This window comes from Leisingera daeponensis, assembly GCF_019801465.1.
Classification (GTDB): Bacteria; Pseudomonadota; Alphaproteobacteria; order Rhodobacterales; family Rhodobacteraceae; genus Leisingera; species Leisingera daeponensis_A.
Genome location: NZ_JAHVJA010000008.1, coordinates 106178 through 125936, shown reverse-complemented (window position 1 = coordinate 125936; position 19759 = coordinate 106178). Strand labels below are relative to the sequence as shown.

The window sequence follows — 19759 nt, the reverse complement described above, 5'->3', positions numbered from 1 at the left end:
TTGTTCGCGGCCATGGCCGCCGGACCGGAGGAATCTCCGGAACCGGCTGGCCGCGCTGGAGCGCCCTTGAGCGCCCCGAAGTTCATTTTCAGCTGCGGCAGCAGACCGGTTCAACGCGGCCAGGCCTTTTCGGCAGGCAGCCGGTCACGCACCAGCTGCACCCAGAACTCCGCACCGATGGGCAGCAGCGCGTCGTTGAAATCATAATCCGCCGAATGCAGCGGTTTGCCGTAAGGCCCCTCCTCGCCATTCCCCAGGAGCAGGAAGCAGCCCGGCACGGCAGCCGTGAAATGGGCGAAATCTTCGGAAAAGCTCATCGGCGGGCGGTTGCGGATCACTTCGCAGCCTGCGGCCTCACCCGCCCGGCAGGCGGCCTCAGCAGGTTCTGCCGCATTGATGGTCTCGACAAACTCGGTGTTAAAGCTCACCTCGGCTTCCACCCCGTGGGTCGCGGCGACACCGGCGGCAATCTGGCGCATAAAGCGCTCGATTGCCTCGCGGTCTTCGGGCACCCTCGCGCGCACGTCGCCTTTCAGCACTGCGAGGCCTGGCAGCACGTTGCGCTGGCCGTCGGTCACGAATTCGGTCACTGACACCACCGCGCCGGCACCCGGTGCCAGCTTGCGCGCGACGATGGTCTGCAGCGCCAGGACCATCTCGGCTCCGACGGTAATGGCATCCACCCCCGCCTGCGGCATCGAAGCATGGCCGCCCTGCCCCTTGACGGTGATTTCAAAGAGGCTTTCGCTGTTGCAGATCTGGCCGGGCCGGGTCGAGACCTGCCCCGCTGGTGCGCCGGGCAGGTTGTGGATTGCATAGACTTCCTCGATCGGAAATTGTTCCAGCAGCCCTTCCGCGATCATCGCCTGCGCGCCCAGACCGTGTTCCTCGTTCGGCTGGAAGATGAATACGACGGTGCCGTCAAACCCCTTCTCCTGCACCAGACGCTCCGCAGCCCCAAGAAGCATCGTCATATGACCGTCATGCCCGCAGGCATGCATTTTGCCGGGCGCTTCGGAGACATAATCATGAACAGAGGTTTCGGTGATCGGCAGCGCATCCATGTCTGCGCGCAAACCGATGGCACGGTTGCCCGCCCCAGCGCTCAGCAGCCCGATGACGCCAGCGCCCTCATGCACTTCCAGGCCAAGTGAGCGAAGCTGTTCCGCCACCTTTGCCTTGGTGCGGTCTTCCTGAAAGCCAAGTTCAGGGTGCCGGTGAAAATCCCGGCGCATCTCGGTCAGGCGCTCCTGAAAGCTTGCCATATGCACTCTCCAAGCTACGTGCGGCGAAAATAGCTGCCGCTCGTGACTTGGTTCGTAATATTACGATTTTCAGGTGACGAAATTCATTCTGTATTCGCCAATTTCCGGCGAAAATCGTACTGACGACTTTGGGGCAGACGCAGCCCGCAGGAAACCGGGCATGGCCTCAGATCTCCTCCCCCTTTTTCAGTAATTCCTCAATCAGCTGGCGCTGTATCCCCGGGCTGTCGCCGCCGCCGAATTGCAGGGCCCCGCCGGTGTAGAGCGTTCCGTAAGTGCGCGCGATGTTAACTGTCTGGCCCAGCGCGGAAATCAGCTGATCCTTCTGCAGCGGCGACAGGGGGTGAATGAACACCGCCCACAACTGCCCCTTGGCAACTGCATAGCGCGCATCCAGCGCGGTGTCGAAGTTGGCCTGCATCATACGCATCAGTTCTTCCGCAGTCAGCCCCTCTGCGGGGCGCAGCGGCACCATCGCCCGCATCCGGTCCGCTGCCGGGTCAGTAACAACCAGCATCGGCACCCCGGAGATACTCAGCTGAAACCCACGCCCGACCGGCTGCGCCTTGTCATCCAGAGCAAAGAGAATCCGCCCCAGCCGTTCATAAGTCATCGGCGGTTCTGGCGCGCCCTGGGCGAATACAGGTGCGGCCAGAACAGATGCCATCAAGATTGTCCGCAGCCAGGCCATGGCGCCAACTCCTCTTTGATCCGCCCTGCCGCAGGGTACAGTGCGATAGCGCACGGCACCATGCACAGATCAGTGAGGTGAAGCGACGGCCGCCCGGTCAGCTGGCGGCTTTGCGCAAGGCGTCCACCACCGCGGCCGCCTTCTCCAATGCTTCCTCGATGCTCAGGTCACTGGTGTCGATCAGAACCGCATCGGCCGCCGGGCGCAGCGGCGCCTCGGCGCGGTTCATGTCGCGATCGTCACGGGCTTTAACGTCGCCCAGAACCTCTTCCAGAGTTGTCACCTTGCCTGCCGCCGCCAACTCCAGAAACCGGCGCCGGGCACGGACCTCTGCGCTGGCGGTGACAAAGAACTTCACCTGGGCATAGGGGCAGATCACCGTACCGATGTCGCGCCCGTCCAGCACTGCGCCGCCTGCACGGCGGGCAAAAGCACGCTGAAAATCCACCAGAGCCGCGCGCACCTCAGCAATCACCGCAACCTTGGAAGCCGCCTGCGCCACTTCCGGCCCGCGCAGATCGTCACGCGCCAGGTCCTCGGGCGTCAGGTTCTGCGCGGCTTCCACCGGTGCCGCACCGTCTAGCATCTTCGCCCCAACAGCACGGTACAGAAGCCCGGTGTCCAGATGGCCGAAGCCGTAGCGGGCGGCCAGCGCCTTTGACAACGTGCCCTTACCCGCAGCCGCAGGCCCGTCGACGGCGATAGTAAAGCTCTCGCTCATGTGCGCTCCAGCTTGGCCCCGAGGTTGCCCATCAGGCTTTCGAAGATCGGGAAAGAGGTCGCAATCGGGGTGCCGTCATCGACTGAAACTGCATTTTGCGCACCCATGCCCATCACCATGAAGGACATGGCGATGCGGTGGTCCAGGAAGCTCTCGCAGGTGCCGCCACCGGCCACCCCGTCGATGCCGAGGCCGGTGACCTGCCACCAGTCCTCGCCTTCCTCGACGGTGACACCATTGGCGCGCAACCCCCTGGCCATCGCGTCGATCCGGTCGCTTTCTTTGACCCGCAGCTCCTTGACGCCGGCCATCATGGTGTTGCCTTCGGCAAAGGCAGCGACAACCGACAGCACCGGGTATTCGTCGATCATTGAGGCCGCACGCTCCGGCGGCACCTCAATGCCCTTCATATTGGGCGAATACTTGGCACGCAGATCGGCAACCGGCTCGCCGCCCTCTTCACGCATGTTTTCAAACGTCAGGTCAGCACCCATGTCCTGCAGAGTGTAGTACAGACCCGCGCGGGTCGGGTTCAGGCCGATGTTCGGCACCAGCACATCAGAACCGGGGGTGATCAGCGCCGCGCAGACCGGGAAGGCCGCGGAGGACGGATCGCGGGGCACCGCGATGACCTGCGGGTTCAGCTCGGGCCGGCCGGTCAGGGTGATGACGCGGCCCTCGTCGGTCTCTTCGGTGGTGATCTCAGCCCCGAAACCGGCCAGCATCCGCTCGGTATGATCGCGGGTCGCTTCCTTCTCGATCACCACGGTCTTACCGGGCGCATTCAGGCCCGCAAACAGCACCGCCGATTTCACCTGTGCCGACGGCACCGGCACCTCATAACGCACCGGCACCGGATCCGCGGCGCCGACGATGGTCATCGGCAGGCGGCCGCCGGAGCGGCCCACGGACTGGGTGCCGAACAGCGCCAGAGGATCCGTCACGCGCGCCATCGGGCGCTTGTTCAGCGAGGCATCGCCGGTGAAAGTCGCGGTGATCGGCGAGGTTGCCATCACCCCCATGATCAGCCGCACCCCGGTGCCGGAATTGCCGCAGTCGATCACATTGTCCGGCTCGGCGAAGCCGCCGACGCCGACGCCGAACACCGACCAGTTGCCGCCGCCGTGGTTCACCACCTCGGCACCGAAAGCCTGCATCGCCTTGGCGGTGTCCAGCACATCCTCGCCTTCCAGCAGGCCGGAAATTTTCGTCTCCCCCACAGCCAATGCGCCCAGAATCAGCGACCTGTGCGAGATCGACTTGTCGCCGGGCACCTCCGCCACGCCCTTGAGCGGGCCAGCACGGTGGGAGGTCATCGGGATGGGCGTGCCGTGTCCGGACATGGGGCTTCCTTCGTCTGTCGGTCGTTCGTCTGTTCGTTTGCGCTATCGGTAACGGATTGGTTCTGGCCGGTCCAGCCTAATTGCCCTCAGCCCAAGCGGCGGAAGGTCAGGTAATGCGGGGTGCGCCCCTCGCGCAGGGCCTTCTGTTCGTAGCGGGTCGAGATCCAGTCGCCCCAGGGCTGGCGCCAGTCGGCGGGGCCTTCCGCCAGCCATTCGAAACCGGCTTTGGGCACTTCTTCCAAGGTCTGGCGCACATAGTCGGGAATGTCGGTTGCCACCCGGAAGATCGCGCCCGGTTTCAGGCAGCGGGCCAGCGGCTCCAGATGCTCTTGCGTCACAAAGCGGCGGCGATGGTGGCGGGCCTTGGGCCAGGGATCGGGATAAAGCAGAAAGGCGCGCGAAACGGACGCCTCCGGCAGCACATCCATCAGGTCGCGGGCATCGCCGGGGTGCACGGCGATATTGTCCGCGCCCGCACTGCGGATTTTGCCCAGCAGCATGGCCACACCGTTGATGAAGGGCTCGGCGCCGATGATGCCAACGCCCGGGTTGCTGACAGCCTGATGCACCAGATGCTCACCGCCGCCAAAGCCGACTTCGAGCCAGACATCCTTGCCGCCAAACAACGCATCCAGGTCCAGAGGGACACGGTCCGGGTTTTCATCCCAGCCGACTGCACCGGGGCTGAGACTCGCCAGGTCCTCGTCCAGATAACGCTTCTGGCTGTCCTTCAGGGTCTTACCCTTGAAGCGGCCGTAGAAGTTGCGCCAGGGCGCGCCGCTGGCGTGTTTTTCAGCCGCATTGGTGGCGGCAGGCTGGGCATCCTTGGACTGGTCGTCGCGGGGCTTCTGGTCGCCGGACATGCGTCTGGGCTCCTGTTTGAGGCGTCTTGTGAAAGGCTGGCCGCCCCTGTGCCGCAAGCAGGCCCGCGGGTCAAGCCATCTAGGGGGTTTGCCCCGGCCGCAACTCGCGCAGAACACCGGCCGCGATCAGCCGCAGACGGCTGGGGTACCACTCCCCGTCCGGGTCGGTGCGCAACGTTTCGATGGCAAAACCAGGTTCCACTCCACGTGCCACCATGTAGCTGAGATGCTCGTAGACTTCGCGCTGGGTATCTTCGTAGATCCAGGAGCCGAATTCGAACGGGGTTGCCCAGCGGCGGCGCCTGCGTTCGCCCGCCAGGAAGACATCCACGCAGGCGCTGATGCAGGTGCCGTCGACCAGAGTGTCCAGCCCGTACTCCAAAACCAGCCCGGCAATTTCCTCGCCAGCGTAAACACTGCCACCGACGCTGTTGAGCTGCAATTCGGAAATCTCAGGGCTTTGCTTCAGGATATCCCGCAGGTGCGCGACGTCCTCTTCGGTGATCTCCGCCAGCCCGTCTGTCACATCTGTTTCGGTGTCATAAACCAGTGTCTTTCCCTGCAGACTGAATTTCTGCGGCAAAGCCTCCCTAGCGGCGGCAGCAGACATCAGAACCAAGAAGGAAAGGATAAGCATTTTGCGCAAAATTGCAGCCCCGGCAGCCGAAAGAACCTTGCCCTGCACTATGGCGCAGGCTTCCGTTTCGCTCCACCCCCAACAGGTCAGCGGTTCTGTCCAAATGTTTCGCGCGCGAAACATCCGGTCAGCAGTGCTGACCGGTGCGCCGCAGCGCAGCAAGGCGCCGTGCCCAACGGGCGAGGTGCATTCAGCGAATGCGCCGAGCAAGGCGGGAGCCGCCCTGAAATGAAAAAGCGGGCCCTACGGCCCGCTTTTTGTCATGTCCCGGCCTCAAACCGCTTTCTTCAGCGCCTCGGCCAGGTCGGTGCGCTCCCAGCTGAAGCCGCCGTCCGCTTCCGGCTCGCGGCCGAAATGGCCGTAAGCTGCCGTGCGCTGGTAGATCGGCTTGTTCAGCCCCAAATGCGAGCGGATGCCGCGCGGGGTCAAGTCCATGACCTGATCAATAGCGCGTTCGATCGCCGCCGGGTCGACCTCGCCGGTGCCATGGGTTTCGGCATAGATCGACAAGGGTTTGGACACGCCGATCGCATAAGACAGCTGGATGGTGCATTTCTCCGCCATGCCCGCGGCCACCACATTCTTGGCCAGGTAGCGCGCGGCATAAGCCGCCGAGCGGTCCACCTTGGTCGGATCCTTGCCGGAGAAGGCGCCTCCGCCGTGCGGCGCTGCGCCGCCGTATGTGTCCACGATGATCTTGCGCCCGGTCAGGCCCGCATCGCCATCCGGACCGCCGATAACGAATTTTCCGGTCGGGTTCACATGCCACTGGGTTTCCGCCGTCAGCCAGCCCTCGGGCAGGGTTTCGCGGATGTAAGGTTCAACGATAGCGCGGATATCGGCAGAGGTCAGGCTTTCGTCCAGATGCTGGGTGGACAGCACCAGCGAGCTGACGCCCACCGGCTTGCCGCCTTCATAGACCACCGACAGCTGCGATTTCGCATCCGGGCCAAGCGCCGGCTCAGCGCCGTTCTTGCGCACCTCGGCGAGGCGGCGCAGGATTGCGTGGCTGAACTGGATAGGCGCGGGCATCAGCGCGTCGGTTTCGTTGGTGGCAAAGCCGAACATGATGCCTTGATCGCCGGCCCCCTCGTCCTTGTCACCCGAGGCGTCAACACCCTGCGCGATATGGGCGGACTGCTCGTGCAGTAGGTTGGTCACTTCCACGGTCTCGTGGTGGAACTTATCCTGCTCGTAACCGATATCCTTGATGCAAGCGCGGGCGATCTCGTCGATTTTGCCCATGTAGCTGTGCAGTTTGTCTTTGTCGGACAAGCCGACTTCGCCCCCGATGACAACACGGTTCGTGGTGGCGAAAGTCTCGGCTGCCACACGTGCTTCGGGCTCCTCCGCCAGGAAAGCGTCCAGAACAGCATCGGAAATGCGGTCGCAGACCTTATCCGGATGGCCTTCGGATACTGATTCCGAAGTGAAGGTGTAGTTCATACGGGTCATGAAAAGTGCTCCATTGGTTCATCCTTGCCACGCCAGGAAGCCGTTGTGGCAGGTATCAAGCCGCATTACGCGGCTCGTCCGCGCGGGTCAATCTATATTCCGGTACAGTTAAGCAGCTATGACCGCGGCGCAAGAGCGCGGGGCAGAAAGATTGCCGCACCTGCGATGAACAGGCACAGGAGAAAAACCGGCCAGTCTCCGGTCCGGCGGTACAGGGTGGGCGGCAGCGGCGCAGGCAGAGCCGCGTCGATATAGCCGGCCTCGCCCAGAGGCAGCCTGTCCAGCAGCGTTCCGTCCGGCGCAATCATTGCCGACACCCCGGTATTGGCGGCCCGGATCATCGGCAGCCCTTGCTCCAGCGCCCGCATCCGCGCCTGCACAAGGTGCTGATAAGGCCCTGAACGGGTGCCGAACCAGGCGTCGTTGGTGACCTGCACCAGCATGTCCGGCCGGGTTTTAGCGGCGTTCACATCCTGCGGGAAAACAGCCTCATAGCAGATCAGCGGCAGGGCGCTGCCGATGGGCAGTTCCATCACCTCGGCACCAGGTCCAGCGGCATAACCAGCACCTGCCTGGGACGCGAAGCCATGAATGCCGAAACGCGCCATGAAATCGCCGAACGGCACATATTCCCCGAACGGCACCAGATGCGCCTTGTCGTATGTGGCCGCCGGCAGGCCGTCCGCATCCAGCAGCACCGCCGAATTAAAATAGGCGCCGCCCTCTTCGCGCTGGATGCCCAGCAGCACCGGCACGCTGTCGGCACCTTCGGCAACAACCTGCAGCGTGTCCCCGGCATAGTTCAGCAACTGCGGCACCGCGGTTTCCGGCCAGACGATCAGGTCCGGACGCGGGTCCTCAGCAGAAAACGCCAGCGCGCGGCGGACAAACTCCCACCTGTGGTCCGGATGCCATTTCAGGTTCTGCGGCGCATTGGGCTGGACGATGCGCACCGTCTTTTTGGTCAGCTCCGTTTCGGATGGTGCCGGAGCCGTCACGACCGCTGCTGCAACTGCCGCCAGCGGCAGCACAGCCGCAGCAGCATTTTTCCGCAGCAATCCCAGCGGCAGGAACGCAACAAGTGTCAGCAGCGCAAGCCCTTGCGGCCCGATCAAGGGCAGCAGAGATGCGGCAGGCGTATCTATCCAGAACTGTCCGAATGCCGCCCAGGGAAAACCTGTCAGCAGATAGGCACGGGCGAATTCCGCAAGCGCCCACAAGGCGATCAGCACCGGAACGCGTACCGCTCCGCGGCTGACACGGGCGGCAATGCCAAAAGCCCCCCCCCAGAACAGGGCGAGACCGGCCGCAAGGAACACCAGAGCAAAGGGCGCCATCCAGGCGTGACGGTCAGGGTCGATCTGGAACGGTTCAATAATCCACGACAGGCCGAAGGCAAAATAACCCAGCCCGAACAGCCATCCGGCGAGAGCAGCGGCCCGGGCAGAGGCCGCCTGAACGGCCAGCCAGCCCGCGGCGGCCAGCGCAACGGGCACTCCGAAGAGCATGTGCCAGGGCGCCAGCGCCAGCGACAGAAGCGCGCCGCCCCCTAAGGAAAGCGCTGCCGGTGCCAGCCGGAGCTGGCGCGCGGCCTGCCGCAGCCCCAATGACATCATGCAGCGGCGTCCGGCAGGCGCACACGCAGCCGCTTGATGCGGCGGGGGTCGGCATCCATGACTTCGAACTCGGCGCCTTCGGGATGTTCAATCACCTCACCGCGGGCCGGGACACGTCCGGAGAGCATGAAGACCAGCCCGCCCAGAGTGTCGATCTCCTCCTCGTCCACATCGTCGTGGCTGGTCAGCGAATGGCCTGTTTCGGCTTCGAACTCCGGCAGAGACGTGCGGGCCAGCGCGATGTAGCAGCCGGGTTTTTCTTCAAACCAGGTCTGCAGTTCGTCGGCGTCATGTTCATCTTCGATCTCGCCGACCACCTGTTCAATCAGGTCCTCGATGGTGACCAGACCGTCCACGCCGCCGTATTCGTCAATCACCAGGGCCATGTGGCGGCGCTCGGCCTGCATCTTGGTCAGCAGCACCCCGATCGGCATCGAGGGCGGCACAAACAGCAGCGGGCGCAGCATCTTGGACAGATCAAACTCCGAGGTGCCGCCATTGAAGCCGTGCGTCAGAGAAAAGTCCTTGAGGTGGACAAAGCCCAGCGGCGTGTCCAGCGTCCCCTCGTAAACAGGGATCCGGGTAAAACCGCTTTGCCGGAATATGCCGACCAGATCATCCTTGGCGACAGTCACCGGCACAGCGGCTATTTCGGCAGAGGGGATGGCGACATCCTCAACCCGCATCCGGCGCAGATTGATCATGCCGTGCGGACCGGAGCCCGGCGCAGGCTGTTCGCTGCCGGTTTCCTGCCCGTCTTGCGGTTCGGGGCTGAACACGCTGCGCAGCCGCGTCCACAATCCGGTATTTTCAGAGGCCGGCGCATCCGCCGCCGTGCCGTTGATGTCCTGCAGCGCGCTCTGCGCCGCGTTAGAACTGCCTTCTATGTCGCCCATCTGTCCATTCCAAAAACCCCGGTCACGGGGCGTCCTCACTCATATATGGGTTCGCGATACCCAGTTTGCCAAGTATCAGGATCTCAATCCCTTCCATCAATGCGGCGTCGCGGTCACGAATGTGATCATACCCCAATAGATGCAGCATTCCGTGAATAATCAGGTGACGGGTGTGATCTGCCAGGGATTTCCCAGCCTCGGCGGCCTCACGGGCACAGGTATCAAATGAGACAGCGATGTCCCCAAGCGGAATTTCCCCAGTAAAATCAGCCTCAGGAGGTTGTGGCACACCGCCATCCGCCTCTGCGGCCAGATCCTCTGTCGGCCAGCTGAGAACATTGGTGGGAACAGGCTTTTCGCGGAATTCCGCATTCAGATCCGCAATGCGCGGATCATCGCAGGCCAGCAGCGAAATTTCGCACATGCTGGCGTCCAGCGCAAAATGCGCCAGCACAGCAGAGATTGCCTCGCCGGCCAGTGCCTCCAGGCCTGCGTCCTGCCAGCGGCCATCCTCGATAGTAATGTCAAGCGTCATGGTACGGTCGTGCATGCGCGGGAAACGCCCCCGCACCCCCGGAGTTAATTCACAATGATGAAGCCTGGCAGATCCACGTCAGGCGGGTGTTGAATCCGCGTCATAGGCCTCAATGATCGCAGCCACAAGCGGGTGGCGCACCACATCGCGGGCTGTGAAATAGTTGAAGCTGATCTTGGGGATCGTTTTCAGCAGCCGCTCAGCGTCGGCCAGGCCCGATTGCACCCCGCGCGGCAGGTCGACCTGGCTGCGGTCACCGGTGATTACCATGCGCGAGCCCTCGCCCAGGCGGGTCAGGAACATTTTCATTTGCATGGTGGTGGCGTTCTGGGCCTCGTCCAGCACCACAAAAGCATTCGACAAGGTGCGGCCGCGCATAAAGGCCAAAGGCGCGATCTCGATCCGCTTGTCCTCAATCAGCTTGGCCAGCTGCTTGCCGGGCAGGAAGTCGTTCAGCGCATCGTAGAGCGGCTGCATATAGGGATCGACCTTGTCCTTCATGTCGCCGGGCAGGTAGCCAAGCTTTTCCCCCGCCTCAACAGCCGGACGAGACAGGATGATGCGGTCGACGTGGCCGGTGATGAACATGGAAACCCCCACGGCGACGGCGAGGTAAGTCTTGCCGGTACCGGCCGGTCCAATGCCAAAGGCCAGTTCATGCTCGAACAGGGATTGCACATAGGCCTTCTGCGCCTCAGTGCGCGGCTCCACAAGCTTCTTGCGGGTCTTGATCTCCACCCGGCCGCCGCGGAACATCTGCAGCTGGCCATCGGGTTCGGCATCGTCGGAATCAGGCCCCATGCGCAGCTCGCGATCGATGTCTCCGCTTTCGACACTGCGCCCGGTTTCCAGCCGGTCATACAGTGCGGCCAGCACGCCTGCGGCCTGTTCCCGCGCGGAATCCTCCCCCATCACCGACAGCTGGTTGCCGCGGCGGACGATTTGCACGCCCAGTTTTTGTTCTATGTCAGCCAGGTTGCGGTCGTATTCGCCGCACAGGTCGATCAGCAATCGGTTGTCAGGGAATTCCAGCAGCACTTCGTGGGTTGCGGTCTGGGTCTGCGGGTCATTCAGGGCACTGATGGCCAAGCTGATCTCCTCAATCTGGCGTTGCCCTTTTAGTCTGCCTCCGCGGCGGCGATAGCGCAAGCAGGCGCTGCGCAAAATCACTTTATTGAAACAAAACAGCCGCCCCTTAGGGCGGCTGCTGCAGGCGGTCAAGGCCCCGGTCAGATCGGGTCTTTAAACGTTGAGCCTTCTTTGAACGGCCCCGTTGCCACGTTGCGCGGCAGGTCGCTGTTGCAGACCGGCATGCCGTCAGGTGTGCGGCGCAGATCGGCATAGCCCTCCAGGCCGTCGTCAATAATCCAATGCTCGCATCCCCGCGGATCGACCCAGATTCCGGCGGTCAGGTTGGATAGATCCAGCGAGCGGCCATCACCGATATGCTGGTCGCTGGTCTTGTCGATCGCCGGCGTACAGGCTGAAACTGCGGCGGCGGCAACGAGTACTGCGGTTGCTACTGTTTTCATCATCCCTCTCCCTCAGCGCAGGCAATAGATTTCGACACGGCGGTTTTGCGCCATATTGGCTGCGCTCGTGTTGGGCACCCGCGGGTCCCGTTCACCATAGGCGCGGATATCATTGATCCGGGCCCCGATAGAGCGGGCAACCTGTGCCACGGCATTGGCGCGGCGCTCTGACAGGCGGATGTTGTATTCATCGGAAGCACGGCTGTCGGTATGGCCCGCGATCACAAAGGACCGTGCGCCGTTCGCCTTGGCCTGCTGGAAAAACTCCCCCAAGCGCTGGCGCCCGGCGGCATTGATGTAATGCTTGTCGGTTGCAAAGAACTGGTCGGTCGGCATCACACCGCAGATTTTCCCGCGGCGGCAGACAGGTTTACCGTCCGGGGTCACATGCGGCGTCATGAATCCCTCGGCACCGTCGTCCATCACCCAATGTTCGCAGCCGTCCGGATCAACCCAAATGGTGGGCACATATCGTTCGCCCTTGATAGTCCGCTGCTGGGTTTGCGCGCTGGCAGACGCGGCAGCGATACCGAGCGCGGCCGTGGCAGCGGCAGCCAGCGCAATCGCCTTATTCACTGTGAGTATCGACACAACCAAAATTCCTTCACCTAAAGTTCCCCCCCAGGGTGTTGCCGCAGACAAGCAGCCACCGTTCAGGCCTCAAAAGCTAATTTATCTGATCGAGATGCAGTACACCCGCCTAATTGTTAATGTTTCCGGCCGGACTAAGCATCCCGGTTGAACACTCATCGCAATTCAGGAAAACTGTTCCCGGAAGTGGCGCAATGAAAATTCGCCTGGACGTGTCGGCCAACCGGGCAAGGAGCGGCCTGCGCAGAGATCGCCGGCAGATTCGGCCCGCTCAGCCCTGCTTAGCCGATCAACTCACCCGCAAGAGAGTTGGCGCCGGAGGAAACAATGCGCACACGGGCAAGATCACCCACTTCGCGGGTGCAATCCGCAACATGCACGGCGTGCAGATAGTCGGATTTGCCAACCATCTGCCCCGGCAGCCGGCCGGCCTTTTCAAACAGCACGCCTACCTCGCGCCCGACCATGCTGTCCTGAACTTCGCGCTGCTGCTTGGTCAGCAGGGCCTGCAAACGCTGCAGCCGGTCGTCCGCCGCAGCCGGGTCGACTTGCGGGCGCTCCGCCGCCGGGGTGCCGGGACGGGTGGAGTATTTGAAGGAATAGGCGGTGCCGTATTTCACCTCTTCCACCAGATCCATGGTGGCCTGGAAGTCCTCTTCGGTTTCTTCCGGGAAGCCCACAATAAAATCGCCAGAGATCAGGATATCTGGCCGCGCCGCGCGGATGCGCTCGATCAGGCGGATGTAGCTTTCGGCGGTATGGCTGCGGTTCATCCGCTTGAGGATTTTGTCCGATCCCGCCTGCACCGGCAGATGCAGATAGGGCATCAGCTTGGCGCAGGTGCCGTGCGCCTCGATCAGGTCGTCCTGCATGTCATTCGGGTGCGAGGTGGTAAAGCGGATGCGTTCCAGTCCGTCGATCTTGTCCAGCTCCCAGATCAGCTGAGCCAGGGTCAGATCACCATTGGGGCCGGCACCGTGGTAGGCGTTCACATTCTGGCCCAGCAGGGTGATCTCGCGCACGCCGCGCTCCACCAGATCCTGCGCCTCGCGCAGGATGCGGTCTGCGGGGCGCGAAACCTCGGCGCCGCGGGTGTAAGGCACCACGCAAAAGGCGCAGAATTTGTCGCAGCCTTCCTGCACGGTCAGAAACGCCGCGGGGCCGCGTTTGGCCTTGGGGCGGTTTTTCAGCTTCTCGAATTTGTCTTCTTCCGGGAAGTCGGTGTCCATAACCTTCTCCCCTTGCCGCGCCTTGGCTTCCATCTCCGGCAGGCGGTGATAGCTTTGCGGGCCCACCACCAGGTCGACCAGCGGCTGGCGGCGCATGATTTCCTCCCCCTCGGCCTGGGCCACGCAGCCTGCAACGCCGATCTTCAAATCCGGCTTTTCGGCCTTCAGCCCCTTGAAGCGGCCCAGCTCGGAGTAAACCTTTTCCGCGGCTTTTTCCCGGATATGGCAAGTGTTGAGCAGGATCATGTCGGCATCATCTGCCGATTTTGTCTCCACATACCCTTCACCGCCTAGCGCTTCAGCCATTCTTTCGCTGTCATAGACATTCATCTGACAGCCATAGGTCTTGATAAACAGCTTCTTCGGGGCGCTCATACGGGTCAGCCTTCCAGCCAGGGTTGGTAAAACAGCGGCTTGCCATACAGGCAATTGCCGCGGCTTGCAATGCAGCGGGATTTACCCGATTTTGGCGGCAAAGGCCAGAAAGGCAGGGCAGACCGGCATGATGTATTCTTCGCTGCAGGATTTCCTGAATGAAGGTAAGGCACTGCTGGCCAAAGGGCCGGTGGCGCTGGTCTTCATCGAAGATGAGGTGGAGATTGCCACCACCCTGCGCCACCATCTGCAAAGCGGTTTCAAGGCAGTCGTTGCGCTGATGCCCGATGCATTCGACCTGCCGCAGGATGTACGCGCCAAGGTGCACCGGGTGCCGTTTGACTGCGGGCCGCAAGGAGCTGTGACCGGGGCGGTGAATGCCGTGATTTCTGCCGCCCGGCCAGGCTGCTGGCTTTATTACTGCTACAATGCCGAATACCTGTTCTACCCGTTCTGCGAGGCCCGCAGCGTCGGTGAGATGCTGACGTTTCACACCGAGGAACGCCGCGATGCAATGCTCACATATGTGATCGATCTGTATGCGGGCGACTTGGCCGCCTGTCCCAGCGCGGTGTCGCTGGAAGCGGCTTACCTCGACAAATCCGGCTACTATGCGCAATCCCGCAAGGATCCGGAAACCGGCCACCCGCGGGAACGGCAGCTGGATTTCTTCGGCGGCGTGCGCTGGAGGTTCGAAGAGCATATTCCCGCCGCCAGCCGCAAGATCGACCGGATTTCCCTGTTCAAAGCAAAACCCGGGCTGGAGCTGCAATCTGATCACACCTTCAATGATCAGGAGTACAACACCTATGCCTGCCCCTGGCATCACAACCTTACGGCCGCGGTCTGTTCCTTCCGGACGGCAAAAGCGCTCAAGCGCAACCCCGGCTCAACCTTCGATATCGAGACCTTCCGCTGGCACAACTCGGCCCCGTTCGAGTGGCACTCGCGCCAACTGCTGGACCTGGGACTGATGGAACCCGGGCAATGGTTTTGAAACGGCAGTCCCAGCGGGTGAGCGAGGCCCGATGACACCAGCAAAAGCGGCAACAAAGAGGTAGACATCACTACTTCTTACACTCGCGGCGAGATCGCATTGAAGTTGGGCTGCATCACCGCTTGAAAGCCCGGAAATTCCGCGCCGGAAACCTGACGGGCAACGCTAGGCACGCGCTCACGGCAGAGAGCGAAAAGATGCGGCCCCGTTTGGCAAATCGTCGGCAATCCCGCCATGCGCAAGAAGCGGCACGCCCCTCCCCTCTCCCAGCAAGAAGCTCTTCGTGTCACACCGGAAACCATCCGGCAGGGATACCCGGCAGTGGCCGCGACTGGCCCTGCCGTTTAGATCGGAAGAGCCATTCCCACTTTGGTGCGCTCCATCGCGACCGATGTCCGGAACCGGCGGACATTGGAGTTCTCAAAGAACAGCCGGTGGGTGAGCGCCTCAAAATCCTGCATGTCCTGAGCCGTGCAGATCAGAATGAAATCGGCATCCCCGGTTACATAATAGCATTGCTGCACCTGAGGATCGGCCTTGGCCCGCTTGCGGAAGTGGTCCAGCTGATCCAGCGACTCCCGGTCCAGTTCCACCAGCACGATAAAGGTCATCTTGTAGCTGAAGCGGGCCGGGTTGAGGACTGCGACCTCCTGCTGAATCAGGTCAGATTCCCGCAGCTTTTTCAGCCGCCGCTGAACGGATGGCACAGACAGAGAGCAATCCTGGGCCAGCTGCTCCAGCCCGATTCGGCAATCCTGCTGAAGCAGGCGTAAAATGGTCAGGTCGGCGTCATCCAGATTGGTTGTCATGAGTCAAACCCGCCACCATTGCCGCCCAAACAGAGAAATTTTCTCGACCTTACCGCCATTCATGAAAATTTCAAGCAATTGGCCTGTGGTAGTTTCCTGGCCATGGAAAATTCAGACACTCTCAGCTTTAGTCCAGCCTTCGAACGCGCCCTGGAATTCTTCCGGGCACAGGAGAACTACGAGGCCTCGCCGCTGTGCGCTCTGCGCGCCCCGAATGACATCACCGTTCTGGCCAAGGACGAAACTGGCCGGATGGGGCTTGGCGCCTTCAAAGCGCTCGGCGCGCCCTATGCCGTTGCCCGGATCCTGGCGCAGGCCTGGCAGCGGAAGACGGGGGAGGCGCTGGCACTGGACCGCTTGAATGACAGCGATCTCCGCGCGTTTGCCGCCGCGCATACCTTTGTCTGCGCAAGCGCCGGCAACCACGGCATGGGTGTTGCAGCGGGCGCGCGTGCAATGGGAGCCAAGGCGCGCATCCATCTGGCAAAAACCGTTCCGGAAAGCTTTGCCGGACGCCTGCGGGAGCTCGGCGCCGAAGTGGTGCGCTCCGGCGATGTCTATGATGAAAGCGTTGCCGCCGCGATTGCCGACGCCGGGGAAAGCGGCGCGGTGCTGCTGGCTGACGGAACCTGGGAAGGCTACACCGAAATTCCGAAATGGGTGATGGAAGGCTATTGCGTCATCGCCGAGGAAATGCGGGCAGAGTTCGAAGCCTCCGGAAACTGGCCCACCCACGTCTATCTGCAGGCGGGCGTCGGAGGCCTTGCTGCCGCCATGGCCTATATGATCCGGCACAACTGGGCCGAACAGCCGGAGCTGATCGTTGTCGAGCCCGAGGCTGCGGCCTGCCTTCAGACCAGCCACAAGGCCGGCACCCCCACCCGCGCCGACGGCCCCGACTCCAGCATGGGCCGCCTCGACTGCAAGGAACCTTCTATCGTGGCCTGGCACGCGCTGGAAAAGGCCGGCGTCTCCTATGTGGCGCTGTCGGAAGCAGAAGGCGAGGCAGCTGCCCGCGCAGTAGCGGAACTCGGCATTGAAACAACCCCGTCCGGCGCGGCCGGTTACGGTGCGCTCTGCAAATGGGCACCAGATCAAGGCAAGGCATTCCGCCCCCTTGTGATTATTTCGGAAGGCGCCGCGTAAGCGGCGCAGGAGAGGACGATCCAAATGACTAACTTCACCCGCAAGCTGCTGGCTTCGGCAGTGCTGATTGCCGGAATGGCAACGTCAGCAGTCGCGGACACCTGGAAATTCGCTTCTGAGGAAGACAAGGGCGACGTTCAGGACATCTTCGCTCAGGCCTTTGCCGACAGCATCAAAGAGCAGTCCGGCGGCGACATCAAGGTGCGCATCTACTACTACGGCCAGCTGGGCACCGAAAATGATATCGTCGAGCTGACCTCCAAGGGCACCGTGCAATTCGTCTCAGTCGGCACTGGCCATCTGGGCTCCTATGTTCCCGAAGCGCAGGTTCTGGATCTGCCCTATCTGCTCGGCGGCGACACCGATGTGATCCGCAAGGTGCTGACCACCAGCCCGACTATCTATGAAGGCCTGAGCGAGAAGTTCGAGAAGGTGAACCTCAAGCTTCTCACCATGATTTCAGAAGGTGAAATGGCCTGGGGCGCGAACAAGCCGATCCGCTCTCCGGAGGATTTCGACGGTCAGAAGGTCCGCACCTTCACTTCGACCATTCCGGTGGAAACCTACAAGGCCTTTGGCGCCAACCCCACGCCGCTGTCCTGGGGCGAGGTCTACGGCGCGCTGCAGCTCAAGACCGTTGATGGCATGGTGAACCCCGTCTACTTCATCTACAACGCCAAGTGGCATGAGGTGCAGGACTACCTGATCTTCCCGGGCCAGCAGCCTTATGTCGGCACCGTGTCGACCAACAGCGAATGGTTCAACGGGCTGCCTGCAGAACAGCAGGGCATGATCCGCACGGCGGTTGCCGCAGCTGAACAGGCGGCGCACGACTACCAGATCTCGATCAATGCCGAGAACATGGAGAAGATCAAGGCAGAGCGCCCGGATCTGCAAGTCGTGGTGCTGACCGAAGAGGAACGCTCGGTATTCGAAGAGCTGAGCACCAGCCTGCACGAAACCTTCTATGACATAGTCGAAAACGCCTACGACGATGCGGACAAAGCCAGCGCCCGAGAAGGCGCCAAGGCAATCCTGGAAGGCCTGCAGTCCGACGTTGCAAGCGCCAACTGATCCGCTTTTCTGAAAACAGAGGGCGCGGCTTCCCGGACAGGGAGGGCCGCGCCTTTCCTTGGAGCGCGCGTCCTGGCGGCGCGCGGGGAGATGGACATGAAAACCTTGCTTCTTGCCCTGAGCAAAGGCACCGAATTCATCGAGAAAGCCATCATCATTCTGGCGGTTCTGCTGATGATGATGAATTCCACCGCCAACGCCATCGGCCGCTACGGTTTTGGCAAAAGCCTGTATTTCTCGGAGGAGCTGAACCAGTTCCTGATCGTCGCGGTGACCTTCGTCGGGTTTGCCTACGCGGTCCGCAAAGGTCGCAACATCCGCATGACCGCAGCCTATGACACCCTGCCGCCGCGCGGGCGCAAGGCGCTGATGATGCTGATCACTTTCACCACCAGCGCGCTCCTGCTGTTCCTCGCCTATCAGGCGGTGTTCTACGTAGTGGAGATCAAGGCAGTGAACCGGCTGAGCCCGGCGCTGCAGTTCCCGGTCTACAGCATCTATGCGGTGATCCCCGTCGGCCTGGCCATGGCCGGGCTGCAGTACCTGATCGCGTTCCTGATGAACCTCACCCACGAGGGGACCTGGCTGTCTTACGAGGTGGAGGAAAGCAAAGCCGAAGAGATTGGGGTCTGAGATGGAATTTCTGAACGATATCATCGCGGGCGAGCTTGATACCTATGTCATCACCGCAGCGCTGGTTGTGCCAATGGTGCTGCTGCTGTTTCTCAGCTATCCAATGGTGGTGCCGCTGGTGGCGGCAACGCTGATCGGCCTGGTCCATTTTTCGCAAAGCGACACCGGCGTGGTGATCCAGCAGATGGTGACGGGGATCTCTCCCAATGCACTGATTGCGGTGCCGATGTTCATCCTGGCCGCCGATATCATGGCCCGCGGCCATACTGCCAACAATCTCCTGGGCCTGATCCAGGCCTATGTCGGCCACCGCCGCGCCGGCCTGCCGATCACCGCCTGTATCGCCTGCACTCTGTTCGGGTCGGTTTCCGGGTCGACCCAAGCCACGGTGGTCTCGATCGGCCAGATCATGCGGCCGCGGCTGCTCAAGGCCGGCTACAAGGACAGCTTTGTCATGGCGCTGATCATCAACGCCAGCGACATCGCCTTTTTGATCCCGCCCAGCATCGGCATGATCCTTTATGGCACGCTGGCCAATACCAGTGTCGGAGAGCTGTTCATCGCCGGCATCGGCCCAGGCATCGTGCTGGCGGTGCTGTTTTCCGTCTACTGCTACTTCTACAGCGTCTGGCAAGGCGATCTGATCTCGCTGGTCCCCAAAGCCACGGGTGCTGAACGGCGCGCTGCCATCAGGAAAGCCATCCTGCCGCTCGGCTTCCCCGTTCTGATCGTCGGAGGGATATATTCCGGCGCAGTCACGCCAACCGAGGCCGCGTCCTTCTCTGTGCTGTATGCGCTGATCGTGGAATGCGTGATTTACCGCGAACTCAAGCTGGACGATGTGCTGGACGCTGCCCTCAGCACCGGACTGATTACCGCTGTTGTCTTCATTCTTGTGGGCGCAGGGCAGGCATTCTCCTGGTACATCTCCTTTGAGCAGGTGCCGCAGGGGCTGCTGGAGCCTCTCAAGCTTGAAGGCGCGTCGCAGGAGTATATCCTGTTCATCATTGCGCTGTGCTTCTTTGTCGGCTGCATGTTTGTCGACTCGCTGGTGGTGCTGGTGATCCTGACCCCGATCTTCGTGCCGGTCATCGACGCCTCCGGCCTGGATCCGGTGCTGGTGGGGGTCATGATCACGCTGCAGATGGCCATCGGATCAGCAACGCCGCCGTTCGGCTGCGACATCTTCACGGCGATTGCGATCTTCAACAAACCCTACTTGCAGGTGATCCGCGGCACGCTGCCCTTCTTCCTGATATTGGCGCTGATGACGGCTTTGCTGATCTATGTGCCAGGAATTGCGCTGTTCCTAAGGGACCTTGCAGCCTTGTAGAACCGGGAACCAAGCCTT

Annotated in this window: 20 protein-coding genes and 1 riboswitch; of the genes, 5 read left to right on the top strand and 15 right to left on the bottom strand. The window is 62.0% G+C overall.

The genetic code is table 11. The features are described 5' to 3' along the window. Positions 1-110: 110 nt before the first annotated feature. The 14 genes from KUV26_RS16580 to miaB form a co-directional block, all read right to left on the bottom strand. Entirely contained in the window at positions 111-1265 is a 1155-nt protein-coding gene (locus KUV26_RS16580) for an amidohydrolase (RefSeq protein WP_222509148.1), read from the bottom strand. A 166-nt stretch (positions 1266-1431) separates the two neighbouring features. After that, the gene (locus KUV26_RS16575) at positions 1432-1932 is read right to left on the bottom strand and encodes a hypothetical protein (RefSeq protein WP_261399014.1); all 501 of its coding nucleotides are present in this window, start codon (positions 1930-1932) and stop codon (positions 1432-1434) included. 121 nt (positions 1933-2053) lie between these two features. Beyond that, positions 2054-2677, bottom strand: a complete 624-nt coding sequence (locus KUV26_RS16570; RefSeq protein ID WP_222509147.1) for a (d)CMP kinase — start codon at positions 2675-2677, stop codon at positions 2054-2056. Then, on the bottom strand, positions 2674-4020 hold the full coding sequence (gene aroA, locus KUV26_RS16565) for a 3-phosphoshikimate 1-carboxyvinyltransferase (RefSeq protein ID WP_222509146.1): 1347 nt from the start codon (positions 4018-4020) through the stop codon (positions 2674-2676). Before aroA ends, KUV26_RS16570 begins: the two co-directional genes overlap by 4 nt. Before the next feature lie 86 nt (positions 4021-4106). Next, on the bottom strand, positions 4107-4883 hold the full coding sequence (locus KUV26_RS16560; RefSeq protein ID WP_222509145.1) for a tRNA (guanine(46)-N(7))-methyltransferase TrmB: 777 nt from the start codon (positions 4881-4883) through the stop codon (positions 4107-4109). Between the two features lie 79 nt (positions 4884-4962). Next, positions 4963-5493 carry a hypothetical protein gene (locus KUV26_RS16555; protein WP_222509144.1) on the bottom strand — a complete coding sequence of 177 codons (531 nt, stop codon included), beginning with the start codon at positions 5491-5493 and terminating at the stop codon, positions 4963-4965. A gap of 300 nt (positions 5494-5793) precedes the next feature. After that, a complete protein-coding gene (metK, locus tag KUV26_RS16550; RefSeq protein WP_222509143.1) occupies positions 5794-6975 on the bottom strand; it encodes a methionine adenosyltransferase in 1182 nt (393 codons plus the stop codon). Positions 6976-6981: 6 nt separating this feature from the next. Beyond that, positions 6982-7030: riboswitch (SAM-SAH riboswitch) on the bottom strand. 61 nt (positions 7031-7091) lie between these two features. Beyond that, complete coding sequence (gene lnt, locus KUV26_RS16545) at positions 7092-8591, bottom strand: apolipoprotein N-acyltransferase (protein ID WP_222509142.1); 1500 nt, start codon at positions 8589-8591, stop codon at positions 7092-7094. Next, the gene (locus KUV26_RS16540) at positions 8588-9487 is read right to left on the bottom strand and encodes a hemolysin family protein (RefSeq protein WP_222505814.1); all 900 of its coding nucleotides are present in this window, start codon (positions 9485-9487) and stop codon (positions 8588-8590) included. Before KUV26_RS16540 ends, lnt begins: the two co-directional genes overlap by 4 nt. Before the next feature lie 22 nt (positions 9488-9509). Next, on the bottom strand, positions 9510-10022 hold the full coding sequence (gene ybeY / locus KUV26_RS16535) for an rRNA maturation RNase YbeY (protein ID WP_222509141.1): 513 nt from the start codon (positions 10020-10022) through the stop codon (positions 9510-9512). A 78-nt stretch (positions 10023-10100) separates the two neighbouring features. Then, on the bottom strand, positions 10101-11111 hold the full coding sequence (locus KUV26_RS16530) for a PhoH family protein (RefSeq protein ID WP_222505816.1): 1011 nt from the start codon (positions 11109-11111) through the stop codon (positions 10101-10103). 140 nt (positions 11112-11251) lie between these two features. Continuing rightward, complete coding sequence (locus tag KUV26_RS16525; protein WP_222509140.1) at positions 11252-11557, bottom strand: hypothetical protein; 306 nt, start codon at positions 11555-11557, stop codon at positions 11252-11254. A gap of 9 nt (positions 11558-11566) precedes the next feature. Further along, positions 11567-12082 (bottom strand): OmpA family protein, encoded by a 516-nt coding sequence (locus KUV26_RS16520; protein WP_315900138.1) that lies wholly within the window; start codon positions 12080-12082, stop codon positions 11567-11569. Positions 12083-12426: 344 nt separating this feature from the next. After that, entirely contained in the window at positions 12427-13749 is a 1323-nt protein-coding gene (gene miaB, locus KUV26_RS16515; RefSeq protein WP_222509139.1) for a tRNA (N6-isopentenyl adenosine(37)-C2)-methylthiotransferase MiaB, read from the bottom strand. A 127-nt stretch (positions 13750-13876) separates the two neighbouring features. Between miaB and KUV26_RS16510 the strand changes: the two genes are divergently transcribed. Continuing rightward, on the top strand, positions 13877-14746 hold the full coding sequence (locus tag KUV26_RS16510) for a glycosyltransferase family 2 protein (RefSeq protein WP_222509138.1): 870 nt from the start codon (positions 13877-13879) through the stop codon (positions 14744-14746). 344 nt (positions 14747-15090) lie between these two features. On the opposite strand, the gene KUV26_RS16505 is transcribed toward KUV26_RS16510, so the two are convergent. Further along, complete coding sequence (locus tag KUV26_RS16505) at positions 15091-15555, bottom strand: Lrp/AsnC family transcriptional regulator (protein WP_222505821.1); 465 nt, start codon at positions 15553-15555, stop codon at positions 15091-15093. Between the two features lie 102 nt (positions 15556-15657). On the opposite strand from KUV26_RS16505, the gene KUV26_RS16500 reads away from it, so the two are divergent. The 4 genes from KUV26_RS16500 (at position 15658) to KUV26_RS16485 (ending at position 19741) form a co-directional block, all read left to right on the top strand. Further along, positions 15658-16701, top strand: a complete 1044-nt coding sequence (locus tag KUV26_RS16500) for a diaminopropionate ammonia-lyase (RefSeq protein ID WP_222509137.1) — start codon at positions 15658-15660, stop codon at positions 16699-16701. Between the two features lie 24 nt (positions 16702-16725). Further along, positions 16726-17775, top strand: coding sequence for a TRAP transporter substrate-binding protein DctP (dctP, locus tag KUV26_RS16495; RefSeq protein ID WP_222509136.1), 1050 nt, complete (start codon positions 16726-16728; stop codon positions 17773-17775). A 96-nt stretch (positions 17776-17871) separates the two neighbouring features. After that, complete coding sequence (locus KUV26_RS16490; protein ID WP_222509135.1) at positions 17872-18408, top strand: TRAP transporter small permease; 537 nt, start codon at positions 17872-17874, stop codon at positions 18406-18408. 1 nt (position 18409) lies between these two features. Beyond that, positions 18410-19741: a TRAP transporter large permease gene (locus KUV26_RS16485; protein WP_261399016.1), complete on the top strand. Its 1332-nt coding sequence runs from the start codon at positions 18410-18412 to the stop codon at positions 19739-19741. Positions 19742-19759: the final 18 nt, after the last annotated feature.

Excerpts from the sequence above, each read along its gene's own strand:
- KUV26_RS16580 (WP_222509148.1), bottom strand. The coding sequence starts at position 1,265 with ATGGCAAGCTTTCAGGAGCGCCTGACCGAGATGCGCCGGGATTTTCAC.
- KUV26_RS16575 (WP_261399014.1), bottom strand. The coding sequence starts at position 1,932 with ATGGCATCTGTTCTGGCCGCACCTGTATTCGCCCAGGGCGCGCCAGAA.
- KUV26_RS16570 (WP_222509147.1), bottom strand. The coding sequence starts at position 2,677 with ATGAGCGAGAGCTTTACTATCGCCGTCGACGGGCCTGCGGCTGCGGGT.
- aroA (WP_222509146.1), bottom strand. The coding sequence starts at position 4,020 with ATGTCCGGACACGGCACGCCCATCCCGATGACCTCCCACCGTGCTGGC.
- KUV26_RS16560 (WP_222509145.1), bottom strand. The coding sequence starts at position 4,883 with ATGTCCGGCGACCAGAAGCCCCGCGACGACCAGTCCAAGGATGCCCAG.
- KUV26_RS16555 (WP_222509144.1), bottom strand. The coding sequence starts at position 5,493 with ATGTCTGCTGCCGCCGCTAGGGAGGCTTTGCCGCAGAAATTCAGTCTG.
- metK (WP_222509143.1), bottom strand. The coding sequence starts at position 6,975 with ATGACCCGTATGAACTACACCTTCACTTCGGAATCAGTATCCGAAGGC.
- lnt (WP_222509142.1), bottom strand. The coding sequence starts at position 8,591 with ATGATGTCATTGGGGCTGCGGCAGGCCGCGCGCCAGCTCCGGCTGGCA.
- KUV26_RS16540 (WP_222505814.1), bottom strand. The coding sequence starts at position 9,487 with ATGGGCGACATAGAAGGCAGTTCTAACGCGGCGCAGAGCGCGCTGCAG.
- ybeY (WP_222509141.1), bottom strand. The coding sequence starts at position 10,022 with ATGACGCTTGACATTACTATCGAGGATGGCCGCTGGCAGGACGCAGGC.
- KUV26_RS16525 (WP_222509140.1), bottom strand. The coding sequence starts at position 11,557 with ATGATGAAAACAGTAGCAACCGCAGTACTCGTTGCCGCCGCCGCAGTT.
- miaB (WP_222509139.1), bottom strand. The coding sequence starts at position 13,749 with ATGAGCGCCCCGAAGAAGCTGTTTATCAAGACCTATGGCTGTCAGATG.
- KUV26_RS16510 (WP_222509138.1), top strand. The coding sequence starts at position 13,877 with ATGATGTATTCTTCGCTGCAGGATTTCCTGAATGAAGGTAAGGCACTG.
- KUV26_RS16505 (WP_222505821.1), bottom strand. The coding sequence starts at position 15,555 with ATGACAACCAATCTGGATGACGCCGACCTGACCATTTTACGCCTGCTT.
- KUV26_RS16500 (WP_222509137.1), top strand. The coding sequence starts at position 15,658 with ATGGAAAATTCAGACACTCTCAGCTTTAGTCCAGCCTTCGAACGCGCC.
- dctP (WP_222509136.1), top strand. The coding sequence starts at position 16,726 with ATGACTAACTTCACCCGCAAGCTGCTGGCTTCGGCAGTGCTGATTGCC.
- KUV26_RS16490 (WP_222509135.1), top strand. The coding sequence starts at position 17,872 with ATGAAAACCTTGCTTCTTGCCCTGAGCAAAGGCACCGAATTCATCGAG.
- KUV26_RS16485 (WP_261399016.1), top strand. The coding sequence starts at position 18,410 with ATGGAATTTCTGAACGATATCATCGCGGGCGAGCTTGATACCTATGTC.